Origin of the sequence: Gluconacetobacter takamatsuzukensis, assembly GCF_014174275.1 — a bacterium.
Classification (GTDB): domain Bacteria; phylum Pseudomonadota; class Alphaproteobacteria; order Acetobacterales; family Acetobacteraceae; genus Gluconacetobacter; species Gluconacetobacter takamatsuzukensis.
In genome coordinates, this window is record NZ_JABEQK010000005.1 from 42,149 (window position 1) to 61,157 (window position 19,009).

Annotated in this window: 18 protein-coding genes; 12 read left to right on the top strand and 6 right to left on the bottom strand. The window is 66.7% G+C overall.

The window, feature by feature from the left end; translation table 11 throughout:
- Nucleotides 1–109 precede the first annotated feature (109 nt).
- From HLH27_RS07960 to HLH27_RS07970, 3 genes are all read left to right on the top strand, one after another.
- Complete coding sequence (locus HLH27_RS07960) at nt 110–379, top strand: HU family DNA-binding protein (RefSeq protein ID WP_182949388.1); 270 nt, start codon at nt 110–112, stop codon at nt 377–379.
- 122 nt (nt 380–501) lie between these two features.
- On the top strand, nt 502–786 hold the full coding sequence (locus HLH27_RS07965) for a SelT/SelW/SelH family protein (protein ID WP_182949390.1): 285 nt from the start codon (nt 502–504) through the stop codon (nt 784–786).
- 275 nt (nt 787–1,061) lie between these two features.
- The gene (locus tag HLH27_RS07970; protein ID WP_182949392.1) at nt 1,062–1,538 is read left to right on the top strand and encodes a GAF domain-containing protein; all 477 of its coding nucleotides are present in this window, start codon (nt 1,062–1,064) and stop codon (nt 1,536–1,538) included.
- Here the strand turns inward: HLH27_RS07970 and HLH27_RS07975 are convergent.
- Both HLH27_RS07975 and HLH27_RS07980 read right to left on the bottom strand, forming a co-directional pair.
- Nucleotides 1,471–3,099 carry a GGDEF domain-containing protein gene (locus HLH27_RS07975; protein ID WP_182949394.1) on the bottom strand — a complete coding sequence of 543 codons (1,629 nt, stop codon included), beginning with the start codon at nt 3,097–3,099 and terminating at the stop codon, nt 1,471–1,473. The genes HLH27_RS07970 and HLH27_RS07975 overlap by 68 nt on opposite strands.
- Nucleotides 3,086–4,114 carry a polyamine ABC transporter substrate-binding protein gene (locus HLH27_RS07980; protein WP_182949396.1) on the bottom strand — a complete coding sequence of 343 codons (1,029 nt, stop codon included), beginning with the start codon at nt 4,112–4,114 and terminating at the stop codon, nt 3,086–3,088. Before HLH27_RS07980 ends, HLH27_RS07975 begins: the two co-directional genes overlap by 14 nt.
- Nucleotides 4,115–4,682: 568 nt before the next feature.
- On the opposite strand from HLH27_RS07980, the gene HLH27_RS07985 reads away from it, so the two are divergent.
- Entirely contained in the window at nt 4,683–6,035 is a 1,353-nt protein-coding gene (locus tag HLH27_RS07985; protein ID WP_182949398.1) for a cytochrome P450, read from the top strand.
- Nucleotides 6,036–6,055: 20 nt separating this feature from the next.
- Here the strand turns inward: HLH27_RS07985 and HLH27_RS07990 are convergent, their stop codons facing one another.
- From HLH27_RS07990 to HLH27_RS08005, 4 genes are all read right to left on the bottom strand, one after another.
- Nucleotides 6,056–6,835, bottom strand: a complete 780-nt coding sequence (locus HLH27_RS07990; RefSeq protein ID WP_182949400.1) for an acetoin reductase — start codon at nt 6,833–6,835, stop codon at nt 6,056–6,058.
- A 197-nt stretch (nt 6,836–7,032) separates the two neighbouring features.
- The gene (locus HLH27_RS07995) at nt 7,033–7,578 is read right to left on the bottom strand and encodes a Dps family protein (RefSeq protein ID WP_182949401.1); all 546 of its coding nucleotides are present in this window, start codon (nt 7,576–7,578) and stop codon (nt 7,033–7,035) included.
- Nucleotides 7,579–7,915: 337 nt separating this feature from the next.
- A complete protein-coding gene (locus HLH27_RS08000; RefSeq protein WP_182949403.1) occupies nt 7,916–9,016 on the bottom strand; it encodes an NADH:flavin oxidoreductase/NADH oxidase in 1,101 nt (366 codons plus the stop codon).
- A gap of 46 nt (nt 9,017–9,062) precedes the next feature.
- Nucleotides 9,063–9,989, bottom strand: coding sequence for a LysR substrate-binding domain-containing protein (locus HLH27_RS08005; protein WP_182949405.1), 927 nt, complete (start codon nt 9,987–9,989; stop codon nt 9,063–9,065).
- Between the two features lie 215 nt (nt 9,990–10,204).
- Here HLH27_RS08005 and HLH27_RS08010 point away from each other — a divergent pair, with 215 nt between their 5' ends.
- The 8 genes from HLH27_RS08010 to HLH27_RS08045 all read left to right on the top strand — a co-directional run bounded on the left by HLH27_RS08010 (nt 10,205) and on the right by HLH27_RS08045 (nt 18,979).
- Entirely contained in the window at nt 10,205–10,654 is a 450-nt protein-coding gene (locus HLH27_RS08010) for a lipocalin-like domain-containing protein (protein ID WP_338029867.1), read from the top strand.
- A gap of 289 nt (nt 10,655–10,943) precedes the next feature.
- A complete protein-coding gene (locus HLH27_RS08015; protein WP_182949409.1) occupies nt 10,944–12,581 on the top strand; it encodes an acetolactate synthase large subunit in 1,638 nt (545 codons plus the stop codon).
- A 98-nt stretch (nt 12,582–12,679) separates the two neighbouring features.
- Nucleotides 12,680–13,039 carry an ArsR/SmtB family transcription factor gene (locus HLH27_RS08020; RefSeq protein WP_182949411.1) on the top strand — a complete coding sequence of 120 codons (360 nt, stop codon included), beginning with the start codon at nt 12,680–12,682 and terminating at the stop codon, nt 13,037–13,039.
- Entirely contained in the window at nt 13,036–13,446 is a 411-nt protein-coding gene (gene arsC, locus HLH27_RS08025) for an arsenate reductase (glutaredoxin) (protein ID WP_182949413.1), read from the top strand. Before HLH27_RS08020 ends, arsC begins: the two co-directional genes overlap by 4 nt.
- A gap of 7 nt (nt 13,447–13,453) precedes the next feature.
- Nucleotides 13,454–14,527, top strand: a complete 1,074-nt coding sequence (gene arsB / locus HLH27_RS08030; RefSeq protein ID WP_182949415.1) for an ACR3 family arsenite efflux transporter — start codon at nt 13,454–13,456, stop codon at nt 14,525–14,527.
- A 252-nt stretch (nt 14,528–14,779) separates the two neighbouring features.
- Entirely contained in the window at nt 14,780–15,475 is a 696-nt protein-coding gene (locus HLH27_RS08035) for a YkgJ family cysteine cluster protein (protein WP_182949417.1), read from the top strand.
- Between the two features lie 545 nt (nt 15,476–16,020).
- Nucleotides 16,021–18,183 carry an alpha-ketoacid dehydrogenase subunit alpha/beta gene (locus tag HLH27_RS08040; RefSeq protein ID WP_182949419.1) on the top strand — a complete coding sequence of 721 codons (2,163 nt, stop codon included), beginning with the start codon at nt 16,021–16,023 and terminating at the stop codon, nt 18,181–18,183.
- A gap of 55 nt (nt 18,184–18,238) precedes the next feature.
- Complete coding sequence (locus tag HLH27_RS08045; RefSeq protein ID WP_182949421.1) at nt 18,239–18,979, top strand: SDR family NAD(P)-dependent oxidoreductase; 741 nt, start codon at nt 18,239–18,241, stop codon at nt 18,977–18,979.
- Nucleotides 18,980–19,009: the final 30 nt, after the last annotated feature.

The window sequence follows — 19,009 nt, forward strand, 5'->3', positions numbered from 1 at the left end:
TGCCCGAAAAGACAGTATTTCAGGCACATTTCGTTACGATGGGGTTAGACATTTTTCCGGTCCCGCTGCTACCGTCCCGACATCTTTAACCATTGGGACACGCTCCTCCATGAGCAAGGCTTTCATCGCCGCCGTTCTTCAGGATTCTCTTAACTGCACGGGCGTTGCCGCCGGCAAGGCCGCCAACGACCTGATCGATGCGATCGTGGCCACGTTGCACCAGGAAGGCGGCTTTACCCTGCCCTCCTTCGGAACGTTCACCGTGCACAAGACGAAGGCCCGCAAGGCACTCAATCCCCGCACCGGCGAGTCGGTAAAGGTCAAGGCCGGCAAGACCGTCCGCTTCAAGGCCAGCCCGAACCTGAAAAAGGCGGTCTGACCGGGCCCGCATGGGGGCACGGTCCATCGCCGCCCCCATGCATCCCGCCCCGGCCCCGCCGCGTTTCTCCCCCAGCCGGCCGAAACCCGCCGCGCCTCCAGCCGTGGAGAGATCGCGCCCCCATGCCCACCCAGCACCCGCGCCTGACGATCCGCTATTGCGTCCGCTGCAACTGGCTGCTGCGCGCGGCCTGGATGGCGCAGGAACTCCTCTCGACCTTCGGCGACACGCTGGGCGAGGTCGCGCTGATCCCCGACAGCAGCGGCGGCCGCTTCGAGATCACGCTCGACGACCGGCTGCTGTGGGAACGCACGCGCGACGGCGGCTTCCCCGGACCGAAAGACCTGAAGCAGAGAGTGCGCGACGTCCTGGACCCCGAGCGGTCCCTCGGCCACACCGACCGCTGAAAGCCTGCCCGGAAATGCGGGCTGGTGGCGATCCGACGCGCGTTTCCTGTGCTCCGATGCTCACGGCCATCAAGGCCGCTCCGCTTCGGTGCTCGGAAACACACGACGGGCGCGGCCCTTCGGGCCGCTCTCGCTCGCCAGCCCACATTTCCGGGCAGGCTTTCCCTCCGCGCGAATCCTCTTGGTCTCGGTTCGCGGGCTGGCTTTCCTCCGACATTCCACTTCATCGCGCTTCGCAGTATGACGGCGGGACGTTCGACGACCGGAGCATGTCCATGACCACCCAGCCTGCCGACCAACGCGTCACGCCCGACGACCTGCTGGACAGTGTCGCGGCGATCCTGGCCGGGGAACCGGACCTGATCGCCAACGCGGCCAACGTCGCCGCCCTGCTGTTCGAGGCCCTGCCCCGCATCAACTGGGCCGGATTCTATTTCCTGCGCGACGACCAGCTGGTGCTGGGGCCGTTCCAGGGCCGGGTCGCCTGCACCCGCATCCCGCTGGGCAAGGGCGTCTGCGGCACCGCCGCGACGAAGCGCGAGACCATCGTGGTGCCCGATGTCCACGCCTTTCCCGGCCATATCGCCTGCGACGCGGCCTCGGCGTCCGAAATCGTGGTGCCCCTTATCGCCGGCGACCGGCTGATCGGCGTGCTGGATATCGACAGCCCGATCCCCGACCGTTTCACACCGCAGGACCGGCAGCTCGTGGAAGCTGTGGCAGCCCTGCTGGTCCGCACTGTCCCGGCATGACCCCGCCGCCCAGGGGGGCCGTATCGCGCGGCAGGTCGGCGTAGAAGGCCGCCCGGTTCCGGCCCGATGCCTTGGCGTGATACATCGCATGGTCCGCGCACCACAGCAGATGCGCCGATGTATCGGCATCGCCCGGCACCGCCGCCACCCCGATGCTGGCGGTGACGGGATAGGATACGGCATCCACCCGAAACCCGCCGCGAAACTTCAGCAGAAACGCATCGATCAGCGCCGTGATCACCGCACCGCGCGGATCGGCCAGGATCAGCGCGGTGAATTCGTCCCCCGACAGCCGCGCCGCGATCCCCATCGCCTCGGTGCCGTCCTCGGTCGCATCGCGCACCGTGGCGCTCAGCGCATTCGCCACCGCCCCCAGCAGCGCATCGCCGGTGCGGTGGCCATGCACGTCGTTGACCTGCTTGAAATTATCCAGGTCGATGAACAGCATCGTCAGCGGCCGGCCCGTCGTGGTGCTGAGGTGAAAGAACTGGTCCAGCCGGTCATTGAAATAGATCCGGTTGCCGATCCCCGTCACCGAATCCGTCTCGTACAACTGCCGGATCTGCCGCAGCGACCGCGTCAGCTGCCCATGCAGCATCCGTACGTTCGCCGCCAGCCGCCCGACCTCGCCCATGTCGGGCACGTCGATATCCTTGCGCCGGTTTTCCGTGATCGCCGTCACCTGCCGGTCCAGCTCCTCGACCGGCGCGATGATATAACGGCGCACCAGCAGCATCAGGATTCCGACCGAAATCACGCTGAAGCCAATGACGAACACGCCGGTCACGGCGGCAAAGCGCGTCAGCGGCCCCCGCAGATAGGTCGCCGAGGGCGTCTCCTGCGCATACAGGCCCGGCGCAAGCTGGATACTGGCGGACAATCCCCCGCGCGATACCGGCGCGGTGGCCACCAGCTTGACCGGCGCGCCGTAATCGTGGGCCATGGTACGCCGGATCATCTCGAAGCGCAGGGGCCGCACCCCCACCTGCATGACCAGCGACTGGTCCGGCTGCGGCCCGCCGATCCCCACGCCGCCGGTGCGCGCCTGCACCTTCGCGGCCATCACCAGATAGGTCGCGTCATCCCCCTCGGTGATCAATCCAGTGCGCGAGCCCACATCGTCGTTCAGCACTCCCTGCGCAAACGCCGCCTGGCGCGGCCCCAGCGCCTGGAACGGGTCGGCCCCGTTGTCGAAATAGAAGATCTGCCGCCCGTCGGACTGGAAGATGCTGCACGACACGCTCGTCCCGTCATTGGGCACCAGCGATTGCAGACTGTCCTGGACACCGATCCCCAGGACCCGGGTCCGGTATTCGGCATCGCTTTCGTCGACGAAGGTCAGGAAGGCGGAACTGTTGCGCACCACATACAGCAATTGCGAATCCAGCGACGCGTATTTGGCATAGGCGTTCTGGAGCTGCGACAGGTTCTGCTGGAGCCTAGCCACGTTCTGCGCGATCAGCGCATGGCGATAGCCCAGATACGCCGCCCCGCCCGCCAGGATATGCCCAAGCAGGACGATGGGGAACAGAACCGCGAAGGCGCGTCTATTGAGCGTCATGGAGGGCCAGCAGGGCACTGAGGATGCGCCGCCGCAGCGGCAGGCTCTCGGTCGGAAAGGGCCCGCGATAGATGATGGGATAGCCCGGCGGCGGATAGATCTGCGGATCGTCGCGCATCGTGGCCGGCAGCAGCGCGGCCGCATGCGGGTTGGGCGGCGGCTGGCGCAGGAACACGGCATTCGTCGCCCCGTTGTCCGGCTGCGCCAGAAACGCGACGAACCGCTCCGCCAGGCCCGGATTGCGCGTGCGCTTGGGCACGACCAGGCAGTCGACCCACACCATCGCCCCCTCGCGCGGGGTCACGAAGCGCCAATTCTCCTTTCCGGCGCCGGCCATGTTCAGCGTCTTCTCGTCTCCCGTCCCGCCCAGGCCGATCAGGATCTGCCCGCCCACGCCGCGCTTCTGCTGCGCGGTGGTGGGCAGGCCATAGGTCAGCACGGCGGGCACCTGCGCGCGCAGCAGCTCGAAGGCCCGGCGCAGATCCCCCGGGTCGCCGCTGTTCATCGGGCGGCCCATGAAGTTCAGGGCGGCGGCCAGCAATTCCTCCTGGTCGTCGGTCATGGCGATATGCCCCACCAGGGCAGGAGCCGGCTTCAGCAGGTCGCCCCACGATTGCGGGGCCTCCGCCAGGCGGTCGGCGCGGTAGACGATCCCGGTATTCCCCCAGCTATAGGGCACGCCGTAGCGCCCGCACATGCCGCGCCACCGCGCCTCGGCGCGCGAGGTCTCGGGCAGCGGCAGGCCGGACTGGTCCAGCAGCAACCCCCGGTCGCCGAACGCCTGGACATGGGCACTGTCGATCACGGCCAAGTCGATCGGCGCATTGGGGTTCGCAATCAGCAGGTCGCGCCGGTCCCCGTTGTCGAAGACGATCTGGTTGATCTCGACCCCGGTCATCGCCGTCCATGCCCGGACCACGTCGGGACTGATCCCCCATTCCCAGACCAGGACGTTCAGGGCATTCGCCCGCGCCGCACCGGGCACCAGCGCCGAAAGGGCCAGGACGAAGACCATCGCCCCGGCCGGCAGAGACCGCCCGCCGGTCCGGCACACATTTCCGTGCCCCCTCGCCGGAACAGGATTCGTGCCCCGCGCGAGGCCCGCCGCCGGGCGCCTCCCCCGCCGGTGCGCCCGCCCGGCGGATCGCCTGTTCAAACCACCTCTCAGACAGGCTCGCACCCTACCCCAATCCGTCGAAAATGGCCTTGTACGGCACCGTTTATCCGCATACCCGCGCCGCCCGAGTTTCCACGGCCGCATCGGTCGGCACCAAGGGAAAAGACACGCAACAGAACGTATATCCTGCCGCCACCGGCATTGCCGACGTGCTATTACGCATTTCGCTCCCGCAATCAACTCTTCAGACGCGACGCAGCGGGCGGCAGGCGCAATCCCCCGAACACCTTCGAATTCCTAACACAATCGCCCGTACCGACGACAGATATTTGTTGCGATCACGAATTAATCACTCTTGCGAACCACGCCATCGCGGGCATGGCCGCACCCCTTCCCCGCACTGGCCGCGCTTCCCCGCCCCGACCGGTTTGGATACTCTGCCCGCCTGTCCAGCGAAGGCCCGCACGTGCTCGACTCCTCCCCCCTCGTTCCACCGATGCCGCCCCTTCTGTCGGAACGCGCAGGGGGCCTGCGCGTTCTCGCGGCCCTGCGGCGCAACGGCTACTCGGCCTTTCCGCCCCGCTGCCTCACCGATCCGGTCGTCAGCCTGCGCGCGCTGGGCCGCCCGCTGGTGCTGGCCGCCGGGCCGGACGCCATGCAGGCCATCCTGACGGCGGATGCCGGGCATTATCGCCGCATGCGCGTGGGCCAGCGCGTCCTCAGCCCCATCGTCGGGCGCGGCCTGCTGGTCAGCGAGGGCGATACGTGGCGGCGGCAGCGCCGCGCCATGGCCCCGGCCTTCACCCCGCGCACGGTGCCGGTGCTGGCCGGCCATATCGCCGCCTGCGCCGAGCGCGGCTGCCGCGACCTCGATCCCGACCGGCCGGTCGACCTGTTCTCCGCCATGCGCCGCCTGGCGCTGGACGTCGCGTCCGTGTCCATGTTCTCGCTGGAGATCGGGGCGTTCGACCGGCCGCTGCGCGATTCCGTCACCCGGTTCATGACCGGTATCGGCACACCCCGCCCGTCCGATTTCCTGCTCCCGCCCGGCACGCCGACCCTGCTGGGCTGGCGGCGCGCGCGCTTCCGCCGCCGCTGGGTGGCCCTGATCGGCCAAATCATCGCCGCCCGCCATGCTCTGGGCCCCGCCGAGGCCCCGCGCGACCTGTTCGACCTGATGCAGAAAGCCTTCGGCGACGAGGGCGGCGGCACCACCGCCGAACTGATCGACGAAGTCGCCACCATGATCGTCGCCGGGCACGAGACCACGGCATCGGTCCTGTTCTGGGCCTGCCTGCTGCTGGCCCAGTCACCCCGCTGGCAGGACGAAATCGCGCAGGAAGTACGGGACAAGGACCTGACACCGGACGGCGCGGCCACGTCGCTGCCTGCCCTGCACAGGACCACCGCCGTGGTGCGCGAAACCCTGCGCCTCTATCCCCCCGCCTTCATGAGCGGGCGGGAAACGGCAGGCGAAACCGAATTGTGCGGGCACGCGCTGCCCGACAATGCGATGGTCCTGCTGCCGTTCTGGATGCTGCACCGCAATCCCGCCCTGTGGCACGCCCCCGCGCAGTTCGATCCCCGGCGCTTCCTGGACCGCGCCGATCCGCCGCGCTTCACCTTCCTGCCGTTCGGCGCCGGGCCGCATGTCTGCATCGGCGCGCAACTGGCGATGACCGAGGCGGTACTGGTGCTGGCCCGCCTGCTCCAGGATTTCTCGCTTACCCTTGCCGACACCAGGCCGGTGCTGCCGGTCGGGGTGCTGTCGACACGGCCCAGCCATGCCCCCGCCTTCCGGCTCCGCCGCCGAGGCTGACGGGGCCGGAGGCGCGGCAATCAGCGATAGACCAGCCCGCCATCGATCAGGACCGACTGGCCCGTCATGTAATCGGAATCAGGGCCCGAAAGGTAGGAGACCAGGCCCGCCACATCCTCGGGCGTCTGCGCCCGGCCCAGGGCGATGCCATCGACATATTTTCGGAAGGTGGCCCCCTTCTCCGCCCCCGTGATCTCGGAGAAGAGCTGGTCGATCTCCACCCACATGCTGGTCCCCACGACGCCGGGGCAATAGGCGTTCACGGTGATGCCCTTGCTGGCATATTCCTTCGCCGCCGCCTGGGTCAGCGCCCGCACGGCGAATTTCGTCGCGGAATACACGCCCAGCAGCGCAAACCCGTCATGCCCCGCGATCGAGCAGGCATTGATGACCTTGCCCTTCCGCCCGTCGGCGATAAAGCGGTCCGCCGCCGCCTGGATGCCCCACAGCACGCCGTGCACATTGATCCGGAAGATCCGCTCGACATCCTCGGGCATCACCGATGCCAGCGCCTTGACCTGCGCGATGCCGGCATTGTTGACCATGATGTCGAAACCGCCCAGTTCCCGCGCGGCATGGTCGACCGCCGCGCGCACCTGTTCACGGTCGCCCACATCGGCCACGAAGATCGTGGCCTTGCGCCCCAGGGCCGCGATTTCGGCCGCCACGGCCGTCAGCGCCTCGGCCTTGAGATCGACCAGCGCCACATCGGCGCCGTCCTGTGCCAGGCGCAGGGCGATGCCCCGGCCGATTCCCTGGGCCGCACCCGTGACCAGCGCGACCTTTCCTGCGATTGCCATGCAATCCACTCCCGTTCAGCCAGGCGAAAAGCCGGCTACGGGCACCAGATCGCCACAGGCCGATGCGGCGCGGAAGCATCCGCCACCATGCTCTCGCGCCCTCGTGACAGGCCCATGCAGCACCTGTCGCGGACCTGCGACAGTGGCGGACCGGGCGGTCGGCGCGCCCCTGCTACAGGGACGCGCGCAGGTCGCTGTCAGTCGTTGCCGCCGAAGGCCGGGCGCGTCGATTCGAACAGGAACCAGGTCCGGCGCTCGGTTTCGTCGATCCAGTTTTCCAGCAGGCTCGCGGTGGCCACGTCGCCGCCATCGTCGCAGATCGCATGCACCGCGCGCAGCCGGCCCGTCAGCGCCAGATTATCCTCGCGCAGCTCGGCCAGCATGTCTTCCGGCGTGACATAGAGCGCATCGTTATCGGCAACCTTGGTCAGCCGGCTGATCTCGCCGATCGAATGCAGGGTCGTGCCCCCCAGCTTCCGCGCGCGCTCGGCCAGCGGATCGGTCATGGCGAAGATCTGGTCGCTCTGCTCGTCCAGCAGCACATGGAAATCGCGAAAATGGCGACCGCTCATGTGCCAGTGGAAATTCTTGGTCTTGATATACAGCGCGAAGACATCGGCCAGAACCGTCCGCAAGCCGGCGGAAATCGATTCGACGGCCTCTTTCTTCAGGTCGGTCGGTGTCCCGAGATAGGTGTGAACATGGGCTTCACCAGCGGTCAAACCCTTGGTCTTGTTCGACATTGTCTTCTCCATGAACATGACGTTCGTCAGGCCATGTGGGGAGCACCGGCCCCATCGGCAACCCCGCCGTCCCGCCGTCATCGAACAATCATATCGGACATGCACCCGCGTCCCGGCTCTGGAATCCCGGCATTTCCGAGCCATCCATCCAGCCGGAGCGGCGCGAGACCCTTCTTTTATATTGCAATTGATATTCATTCTCATTATTGAGAAGAAACTCACGGCGTCACGACAGTTTCCCAACCGTCGATTTCCCAACCCTCGCGCCGTGAAACCTGCGCGGCATCGCCATCCCCCGATGGCGGTGCCGTCTTTTCATGCCGGCCGCCGCCACCCGTCAGACCGCGAACAGGTCCCGATACCGCGAGGGCTGGCACCGCAGATACTGGTCCGGCGCTTTCACCCGCGCCCCCAGATGCGCCGCCGCATGCCACGGCCAGCGCGGGTCGTACAGGATGGTCCGCGCCAGCCCGACCATGTCGGCATCCCCGGTGGCGACGATCCCCTCCGCCTGGTCGAAATCGGTGATCAGCCCCACCGCCACCACCGGCATGTTCACCTGCTGCCGCACGGCCCGGGCCAGCGGAACCTGATAGCTGGGCGAGACCGGAATCTCCTGCAACGGGCTCAACCCGGCGCTGGAGACGTGGATGGCATCGCACCCATGCTCCTCCAGGCGCTGCGCGAAGGCCACGGTCTCGTCGATCGTCCAGCCGCCCTCCACCCAGTCGGTGCCCGAAACGCGAACCGAGACAGGCCTGTCGGGAAAGGACTGGCGCACGGCATCGAACACTTCCAGCGGAAAGCGCAGCCGGTTTTCCAGCGTGCCGCCATATTCGTCCTCCCGCAGGTTGGACAGCGGCGACAGAAACTGGTGCAGCAGATACCCATGCGCGGCATGAAGCTGCACCAGGTCCAGCCCCAGCCGCGCCGCCCGCTTCGCCGATGCCGCAAAGGCCTCGCGCACCTGCCGCAACCCCGCGCGATCCAGGGCGGCCGGCGCGTGCGTATCGGGGGTATAGGCCAGGGCCGAGGGCGCCACCGTCTGCCATCCGTTCGCGGCATCGGGCGCGATCTGGTGGCCGCCCTTCCACGGCACCTCGCACGACGCCTTGCGCCCGGCATGGGCAAGCTGGATCCCGACCGGCATGTCCGACCACGCCCGCACACCGTCCAGCACGCGGCGCAGCGCGCCCTCCGTCCCGTCGTCCCACAGCCCGACATCGCCATAGGTGATCCGGCCCTCGGGCAGGACCGACGTCGCCTCGATGGTCAGCAGCCCGGCGCCCGACAGCGCCAGGCCGCCCAGATGGATCAGATGCCAGTCCGTCATATGGCCCTCGACGGCCGAATACTGGCACATCGGGGCAATGACGATCCGGTTGGCCAGCGTCAGCCCGCCAATCCCGACCGGTTGAAACAGCCGCGATCTGGTCATGGACATCCTCCTTCGTATGTTCGCCACGCCGTCCGCGCCCGGGCCCTCACGCGGCCCGGTAGGAAAACCCGCCGCAGCGTCTGAGATATGCGCGCAATTCGCGCAGGAACACATCCACATTCGCCCGCGCCCCCTGCCGGTGGGGCCGCAGGGCATAGAAATCGATCCCCTCCCCCGAAAGTTCCGGCAGCACATGCACCAGCTTGCCCGATTTCAGGTCGTCATGAACGTCGCACATCAGCTTGTAGGCGATCCCCTGTCCCGACAGCGCCCAGTCATGGATCACCTCGCAGCTCGTCGAGGACAGGCGCGGCTGCACCGTGACCACCTCCCTGTTCTCCTCGTCCCCGAACGCCCAGCGATTGACGAGCGTCATGGATTTGCTACGCCGCAGGCACAGGCAATCGTGCTCCGCCAGGTCCCGGAGCGTCGCGGGAGCCGGCACCCGCGCCAGATAGGCCGGCGAGGCGCAGAGAATGCGCGTGGTCGAAGCCAGATGCGTCACGATGGCGGTCGGCATGTCGGGCATGCCCAGCCGTACGATCAGGTCCAGGCAGTCGCCGAATTCGTGCCGCCCCTCGCTGACCAGCGCCAGCCCGATCTTCAGCTCCGGGTAGCGTTCGTTGAAGGATTCGACAAAGGGCGCGATCAGCCGGCGCCCCAGCTCCAGCGGCGCGCCGACATTCAGGCTGCCCTGCGGCATCCGCTCGGCCGAGGAAATCTCGGCTTCCAGGTCGGTGATATCGGTCACGATCCGCAGCGCGCGCTCGTACAGGATCTGCCCGGTCTCGCTCAGCTTGAAGCGCCGCGTGCTCCGGTTCACCAGGCAACTGCCCAGCCGGCCCTCCAGCCGCGCCAGCCGGCGCGAGATCACGGCAGGCGACGTGCCCATCCCGCGCGCCGCCTTGGTCATGCTCTGCGCCTCGGCCAGCATCACGAAGAACCTCAGGTCGCCTACTTCATCGTAGATCATTTTTGGCGGCTCCTATTTTTGTTGATTCAGCATAAATCTTTTGTCCCATTTTTGATAGAAAAAAACGATCAAATCCCCTACATTCCCCTCACATACATGAATATGTATTCACGAAACACCCCATGTAGCAGTCAAAACAAGAATAACAAAAATACTGCCCGAAGCAAAAAAGCTTCCCTTACTTGGTTCTTGTTTCAAAAGGAGTCATTCCACAAGTGACGCAGTTAAAACACGCGCATTCCGGCGATCTGGCACAGCAACTGATCGGCACCTGGGAGCTTGTGTCCTATCGGGTCGAGGACAAGAAAAGCGGCGAGATGATCGAGGCCATGGGCGATTGCCCGCGCGGACGGGTCATTTTCACCCCCGACGGCTGGGTCGCCTTCAACCTCGAAGGCAGCGACCGCCAGCCCGCCGTGACCGACTGGGACCGCGCGCAGCTCATGAAGACCCTCGTCGCCTATATCGGCCGCTACCGGATCGAGCACGACCAGTGGATCACGCGCGTCGAGACGGCCTGGGCCCCCGAATGGGTCGGCACGGAACAACGCCGCACCGTCACCGTCGACGGCAACCACGCCACCGTCACCACCCCCTGGCGCGAAATGCCCAACTGGGCCGATCGCGGCCCGTCGCGCAGCCTCATCCGCTTCAAACGCGCCTGAGCCTGGGCGTGAATGCGCGCTGGCGGCGATCCGGCGCGCGTTTCCGGTCACGCTCTGAACGGACCGTGATGGTGCATGCGTATTGCGGGAAGCAGCAGGCTGCGAATTGCCGATTGAGCCCACGCCGCGAATCTGTTCCGATGGGGCCCATCCGGACGGATTTCACCGCGGGGAACGTCCTCACATCGTGATGGACCTGATCGTGACTTGAACAGTCCCAGGCCTTTCTTCCCTGTTCTTTCCGGACAACGATGCATGACAGGCTCGGATCTGTCCGGAGAGGATCATCATGACAAAAGCATCAGACCTCCTCGTCGCGGCCCTGGAAAATGAGGGCGTCGATCGGATTTTCGGCATTCCCGGCGAAGAGAATCTCGATATCGTCGAGTCCCTCCGCACCTCGTCGATCAAGCTCACGATCACCCGGCACGAACAGGCGGCGGCCTTCATGGCCGCAACCCATGGCCGCCTGACCGGCAAGCCGGGCGTGTGCCTGGCAACGCTCGGCCCGGGCGCGCTCAACCTCGCCACCGGCGCCGCCTACGCCCATCTGGGCGCGATGCCGATGGTGATGCTGACAGGGCAGAAGGCCATCCTGTCCGAACGCCAGGCCCGCTTCCAGATCGTCGACGTCGTGGCGACGATGCGCCCGCTGACCAAGATGGCCCGGCAGATCGTCTCCCCCCACATGATCCCGACCCTGATCCGCGACGCCTTCCGCGTGGCGGCGGAAGAACGCCCCGGCCCCGTCCATCTGGAACTGCCCGAAGACATCGCGCGCGAGGAATGCGGCAACCTGTCGGTCATCCGCCCCCACCCGATCGACGCCCCGCTGGCCGGGGACGAGGCCATCCGCATCGCGGCCAACCTGCTGCTGTCGGCCAGGCGCCCGCTGGTCATGCTGGGCGCCGCGGCCTCCCGCCCGCGCCTGGCCGGCAAATTGTACGAATTCTTCTCGCGCACCCGCCTGCCCTATTTCACCACCCAGATGGGCAAGGGCGCGGTGGGCGGATGCAGCGAGCTGTACATGGGCACGGCGGCCCTGACCGAGCGCGACTATGTCCACGAAGCCATCGAGCGCGCGGACCTGATCCTGTCGATCGGCCACGACACCGCCGAAAAACCACCCTTCATCATGGGCCCCAACGGGCCGGACGTCGTGCATTTCGGCTACGAGCCCGCACATGTCGAGCAGGTGTATTTCCCGCAGGCCGAAGTCATCGGCGATATCGGCGTCTCCCTGTCCCGCCTGGCCGACCAGGTCGAAGGCCGCCTCGCCCATGCCGACGCCCTGCTCGGCCTGCGCGACGGCATCCTGGCGCACATCCTCGAAGGCTCCACCGACGATCGCTGGACCCCCCAGCGGGTCGTCGCCGACATCCGCAAGGTGATGCCGCAGGACGGCATCGTGGCGCTGGATAACGGGATGTACAAGATCTGGTTCGCACGAAACTACCGCACCAGCGTCGCCAACACCCTGCTGCTGGACAACGCGCTGGCCACCATGGGCGCGGGCCTGCCCTCGGCCATCGCGGCCGCCATCCTCTACCCCGAGCGGCGGGTTCTGGCCGTCTCGGGCGATGGCGGCTTCATGATGAACAGCCAGGAACTCGAAACCGCGGTGCGCCTCAAGCTCAACCTCGTGTCCCTGATCATCGATGACGGCGCCTTCGGCATGATCCGCTGGAAACAGGCGGTCGATCATTTCCCCGATTACGGCATGACCTTCGGCAACCCCGATTTCGTCAAATATGCCGAATCCTACGGCGCCAAGGGCCATTTCGTCGAAAAGATCGAGGATTTCGAAGCCGTTCTCGAACGCGCCTTCGTCGAGGGCGGCGTACAGGTCATCGCCATCCCCATCGATTATTCCGACAATATCCGCGTGCTGATCGACGAACTCGCCAAGCGGATCCCCGTCGCCTGACATCCCCTGGCACAGGCGGCAGGAACCATGCCGCCCCACCCGGCCGCCCCATATCCGGCGGGCTTGGCACGCGCCGATATATCCATTATTCCCGATATATGGATTCGGAATCGATCATTCTCGCCCTGGGCGCCCTCGCCCAGCCGACGCGGCTCGACACGTTCCGCCTCCTGGTGCGTCACGAGCCCGAGGGCCTCGCCGCCGGCGAGATCGCGCGCCGGCTCGACGTACCGCAGAACACGCTGTCCGCGCATTTGGCGATCATGGCCCGCGCCGGGCTGGTCGCGGCCACCCGGCACGGTCGCTCGATCGTGTACCGCGCGGACCTCGCCACGTTCCGCGCGCTCACCTTCCACCTCGTCAGGGATTGCTGCGACGGCCGGCCCGAACTGTGCCCGCCCCTCTTCGAGGACCCGGCACCCTGCTGCCCCCCTACCCCCCAAGGATCGCGTCCGTGACCGACATTACCCTCTATCACAACCCCGCCTGCGGCACGTCGCGCAACGTGCTGGCCCTGATCCGCAATGCGGGGATCGAGCCGCACATCGTCGAATATCTCAAGACGCCCCCCTCCCGCCCGCAACTGGTCCAGCTCATCCGGCGCGCGGGCCTGACCCCGCGCCAGCTGCTGCGGGAAAAGGGCACCCCCTACGCCGAACTGGGGCTGGACGACCAGCAGCTCAGCGACGATGCCCTGATCGATGCAATGATGGCGGACCCGATCCTGATCAACCGGCCGCTGGTCGTCTCCCCCTTCGGCGTGGCCCTGTGCCGCCCGTCGGAGACGGTGCTGGCCCTGCTGCCCTCGCCGCAGGGCGCGCCCGCCGGGGAAGACAGCCAGCCCGCCGGCAAGCCCGAGGCATGACGCACGCATGACGACACCCCCCACCGCCGCCGCACCGGCGCGCCCCGGCATCGGCGTCTTCGAACGCTATCTCAGCCTGTGGGTCGCGCTCTGCATCCTCGCCGGCATCGCGGCGGGCCATGCGCTGCCCGGCCTGTTCGCCACCATCGCCTCGGCCCAGATCGCCCATGTCAATCTGGTGGTCGCGGCGCTGATCTGGCTGATGATCGTGCCGATGCTGCTCAAGATCGATTTCGGCGCGCTGGGGTCGGTACGCCGGCACTGGCGGGGAGTGGGCGTCACCCTGTTCGTCAACTGGGCGGTCAAGCCGTTCTCGATGGCGCTACTGGGCACGCTCTTCATCGGCTGGCTGTTCGCGCCGCTGCTGCCGGCGGGCCAGGGCCCGTCCTATGTCGCCGGGCTGATCCTGCTGGCGGCGGCCCCCTGCACCGCCATGGTGTTCGTCTGGTCGAACCTGTGCGACGGCGATGCCACCTACACGCTCAGCCAGGTCGCCCTCAACGACGTGATCATGGTGTTCCTGTTCGCGCCGCTGGTCGGGCTGCTGCTGGGCGTCGCGGCGGTGAGCGTGCCGTGGGATACGCTGCTGCTGTCGGTCGGGCTCTATATCGTGGTGCCGGTGATCGTCGCGCAAGGCGTGCGGCGCTGCGTGCTGGCGGCGGGCGGCCCGGCGGCGCTCGACCGGCTGCTGGGCCGCCTCGGCCCGGTTTCGCTGGCGGCCCTGCTGGCGACGCTGGTGCTGCTGTTCGGCTTCCAGGGCGATGCGATCCTGGCCCAGCCACTGGTGATCGCGCTGCTGGCGGTGCCCATCCTGATCCAGGTCTATTTCAACGCCGGGCTGGCCTACTGGCTCAGCCGCCGGCTGGGCGTGGCATGGTGCGTCGCCGCCCCGGCCGCGCTGATCGGCGCATCCAATTTCTTCGAACTGGCGGTGGCGACGGCGATCTCGCTGTTCGGCCTCGCCTCCGGCGCGGCCCTCGCCACCGTGGTCGGGGTGCTGGTCGAAGTACCGGTGATGCTGTCCGTGGTCGCAATCGCAAAACGCACGCGCGGCTGGTACGAAGCCCCGCGAAAATCCTGAGCGCCCCATCCGCAATCGCCCACCCCATTCCCCCGACGGCAGGAATTTTTCTTTGACGCCCCCACCCATCCATGACAACAGCATCGGGGGACTCACCCTCAGATCCGTGCCTGGCAATCGACCGCCGCACACCCCGCGCGTTGCGTAATACGCTGTAAACGCAACCGGAATCATTTTTCCAATCGGGCCGAGCCATCAGCCTGAACAGCCGCCGCCCACGGGCCCGGCCCATCAATCGGACCTCTCTGCCTCATGACTCATGACGAGCCCGCCCCAAGCGATGCCTCGCCCCTTGCCTATATGCGCCAGAAGATGGGCCAGGCCGACGCCGCCTTCAGGCGCGACCTGCAAGCCGCCACCGGAACGGCCGATCTCGTCCGCCTCGCCCGCAGCATCCTCGCCCTGTGCGACGAGGTCGCGGAGGCGCTGAAACGGCTCAGCCCCGCGGCACCGCTGGCCTGCCGGAAGGGCTGCGACACCTGCTGCCGCAACCTGGTCCAGGTCAATCCGCCCTTCGCGATCCTCGCCGTTCACGAGGCCCGACAGACCTTCCCGCCGGAGCGCCTCCAGGCGCTGAAGGATCGGGTGCAGGCGGGCGTGCCGTTCTGCCCGTTCCTCTTCGACGGAAGCTGCACGATCTATGCCGCCCGCCCCATGGTGTGCAGGGGCTATTACAGCCTGGATGTCGATCTGTGCCGGCAGGGAGAATATTGCGAGAAGGAACGCGGCTATCAGGGCGACCAGGCCCATGACGCCCACCAGCTCATGATTTTCCTGTTCGCACTGGAAAAGCGCCTGGAAAGCATCGAGACCGAACTCGGCCTGCGCAGCGATCCGGTCTTTCTCAACGACGCCGCAGGGACGCTGCTGACCGACGCCGACGCACCCGCACACTGGCTCGCCGGCAGCCCCCTCCTCGAAACCCCGCCCTCGCCGCCGGAGGCATAGCGGCAAGGCGGCGCCCGCCCGCGAACGACCCATGCCGGATCGCGGGCCGACCGTCCCGTCGGGAGACGCATCGAGAGGCACCGGAGCAGCCCGACCAGGGCCCCGCCCTCTTCCGCCCCGAACCCGCACCGCTCCCGCTTCGACAGCACAAGCGCGACCAGACGGCCGCGCCCGCCGGCAAGGTTGGACGACCGGCCGATCAGCCCGCCCCATGCACGCCAGAATCTGCGCCATCGACGACAGCCCGATCCCGGCATGCCCCGCCATCGCGCGGAAGATGGCACACGCCCCCAAACCCCCGCGCCTTCATCCCACGCTCCCCCAGCCGCATGAAGGCCCGCGAGGCCGGAGGCCTCTCCCGCCCCTCACGCCACGCCCCAGCTTCGCGCCGCCCACGGCTCCTCAATTGTATCCAATATGGAGCTTCATAACTTATATTTGAGCATTAACCGGGCTTATTGACGTGGAATGTATCCAATTTGGCGGTATCAAAACGGCATCATTCATCAGGCACCCCCGATCCGGTGCCGTTCAGGAGAGGCGTGATGCAGAGCATTCTGCTGGAGCCCAGGGCACCATGGACCGAAATCCGGTCGACGCAGGAGGATTGGGACAGGATCGCGCCGGAAACCCTCGATACGATGCTGGTCCGGCTCGCGCTCATCCGGGCGTTCGAGGAAACCGTTCTCGATCTCGCAGGAAATGGCCTCGTTCATGGGCCGGCCCATTCGTCCATCGGCCAGGAAGGCGGCGCGGTCGGCAGCATTTTCCCGCTGCGGCCGGGGGACCAGGTCAACGGTTCCCACCGGGGGCATCATCAGTTCCTGGCGAAAGCACTGGGCTACGTCGCGGAATCCCGGCCGCTGACCACCGGCACGGCGTTCGACGGCGCGATCCGTACCACGCTGCACGGCGCGCTCGCCGAAATCATGGGGCTGAAAGACGGATTCTGCCTTGGGCGAGGCGGTTCGATGCATCTGCGCTGGGCCGATGCAGGCGTCACGGGCACCAATGCCATCGTCGGCGGCGGGGTTCCCCTGGCCGCCGGCTCCGCCTGGGCCGACCGCCATGCGGGAACGGACAATGTCTCCGTAACCTGCTTCGGCGACGGCGCCGTCAATATCGGTTCGGTTCTGGAGACCATGAATCTCGCGGCTGCATGGAAGCTTCCGCTGATTTTCTTCATAGAAAACAATCTATACGCAGTCTCGACCCATGTGGACGAAGTCACGGCCGAACCCCGGCTTTCGTCACGCGGGCTCTCCTTCGGCATTCCCTCCTGGCGCGTGGATGGCATGGACCCCGTCGCCACCTTGATGGCGATGGAGCAAGCGCTGGCCATTGCCCGCAACGGCCAGGGTCCGGCCATCATCGAGGCGACGGTCTACCGCTATTTCCACCAGAACGGGAAACTCCCGGGCAGCGCCTTCGGTTATCGGGACAAGCAGGAAGAGGCCGCATGGCGCGAGCGTGACCCGATCGCCCTGGTCGGTCGCGAGATGATCCGGCGCAACCTGGCAACGGAAGAACTGGTCCTCGACCTGCGCGAGCGCTGCCGGTCGGTCATGGAAGAAATTTCCGCCGAATTGACGGCAGTGGAAGGCAACCGCCGCGCGGTGCGGGCGGATCTGTGGCCCGCGCCCTCTTTCCGCGATGTCGGCATTCGCAGCGACCTGAACGAAATCGCCGCCCTCCCCCGCATGGCCGGTACGGACAGCGGACAGGGATCGCCCAGAAAATTCGTCGATATCATCGCCGATCTCCTCAATCGCCGCATGACGCAGGACCCGCGCATCGTCGTCATGGGAGAAGACGTCCATCGGCTCAAGGGCGGCACGAACGGGGCGACGCGCGACTTGGCGAGCCATTTCCCCGACCGGGTGCTCGGCACGCCGATCAGCGAAAACGCCTTCATGGGCCTTGCCGGCGGCATCGCCATGGACGGACGGTTCAGGCCGATCGTCGAATTCATGTATCCCGATTTCATGTGGGTGGCGGCCGACCAGGTTTTCAACCAGGTCGGCAAGGCACGCCACATGTTCGGCGGCTCGATCGATGTCCCGCTCATATTGCGCACCAAGGTCGCCATGGGAACGGGATACGGATCACAGCATTCGATGGACCCGGCGGGCATTTTCGCAACGGCGCCGGGCTGGCGCATCGTCGCCCCCTCCTGCCCCGCCGACTATGCGGGGCTGATGAACGCAGCACTTGCGATCAACGATCCGGTCCTGGTGATCGAGCATGTCGATCTCTACCAGGAAACCTTCCCCACCCCGGACGATCTGGACGGCATCATTCCGCCCGGGTCCGCGGCATTGCGCCGAACGGGCGACAAGGTGACGGTCATCACCTATCTCGCCATGGTCAAGCCGGTTCTCGACATCGTCGACGAGCTGGGCGGGGATGTGGATGTGATCGACCTGCGCTGGCTGGATCGCGCCAGCCTGGATTGGGAGACGATCGAAACCAGTATCCGCAAGACCAACCGGGTCCTGCTGGTCGAACAGGGCGCGCGCGGCACATCCTATGGCGGCTGGCTGGCCGACGAAATCCAGCGTCGCCTGTTCGACTGGCTGGACAGCCCCGTCATGCGCGTCACCGGCAGCGAGGCATCCCCCAGCATCTCCAAGGTTCTCGAACGCGCCGCCTGCGCCAGCCGCGAGGATATCGGCACGGCGCTGAGCAGCCTTCTCGAACTGGCCTGACACCCGGCCGGCTCGCGAAACGCGAGCACTCTTCCTTTTTCGAAAGGCAAAAAAAATGCAGTCTTTCAAAGGACGCACCCTGCTTCTGACCGGTGCCGCCGGCGGCATCGGCCGGGAAATCGCCGCACTCTTCTTCGCACGCGAAGCCAATCTCGTCCTGGGCGACCTCGACGAAGACGCGGTGCGGGAGGTCGCCCGCACACTCGATCCGCAAGGTAGCCGCGTCGTCGCCATGCGCTACGACGCGGGCGCCGAAGGCGATGCCGCCGCGATCGTCGACAGTGCGACAAGACATTTCGGCGGTATCGATTTCCTGGTGCCGGGAGCTGGAATTTACCCCGAATCCTCGGTGGCCGAGACGAGTGCCGCCAACTGGCGCAAGGTCATCGACATCAATCTCGACAGCGTCTTCTATCTCTGCAAGGCGGCCCTCCCGGCCCTGCGCGATCGCAGTGCCCTCGTGACGCTCACCTCGGTCGCGGCGCATCGGGGCAGCCAGAACCACGCGCATTATTCGGCGTCGAAAGGCGCGGTGCTGAGCCTGACACGATCCCTGGCACTGGAATTCGGGGAACGCACCCGCGCCAACGCGGTCTCGCCCGGCATTATCGACACCAGGATGACCCGCGACCTGCGCGGCCAGAAAGGGGATGCCCTGCTCGCCCAGACCCCACTGAAACGCTTCGGCCATCCGCGCGAAGTCGCGTCGGTCGTGGCGTTCCTGTGCAGCGACGATGCCGGCTTCGTCAATGGCGAGGTCATCCACGTCAATGGCGGCCTCTATATCGCCGGATAATGGCGTCGGAAAAGGGAATTTTCATGGCCG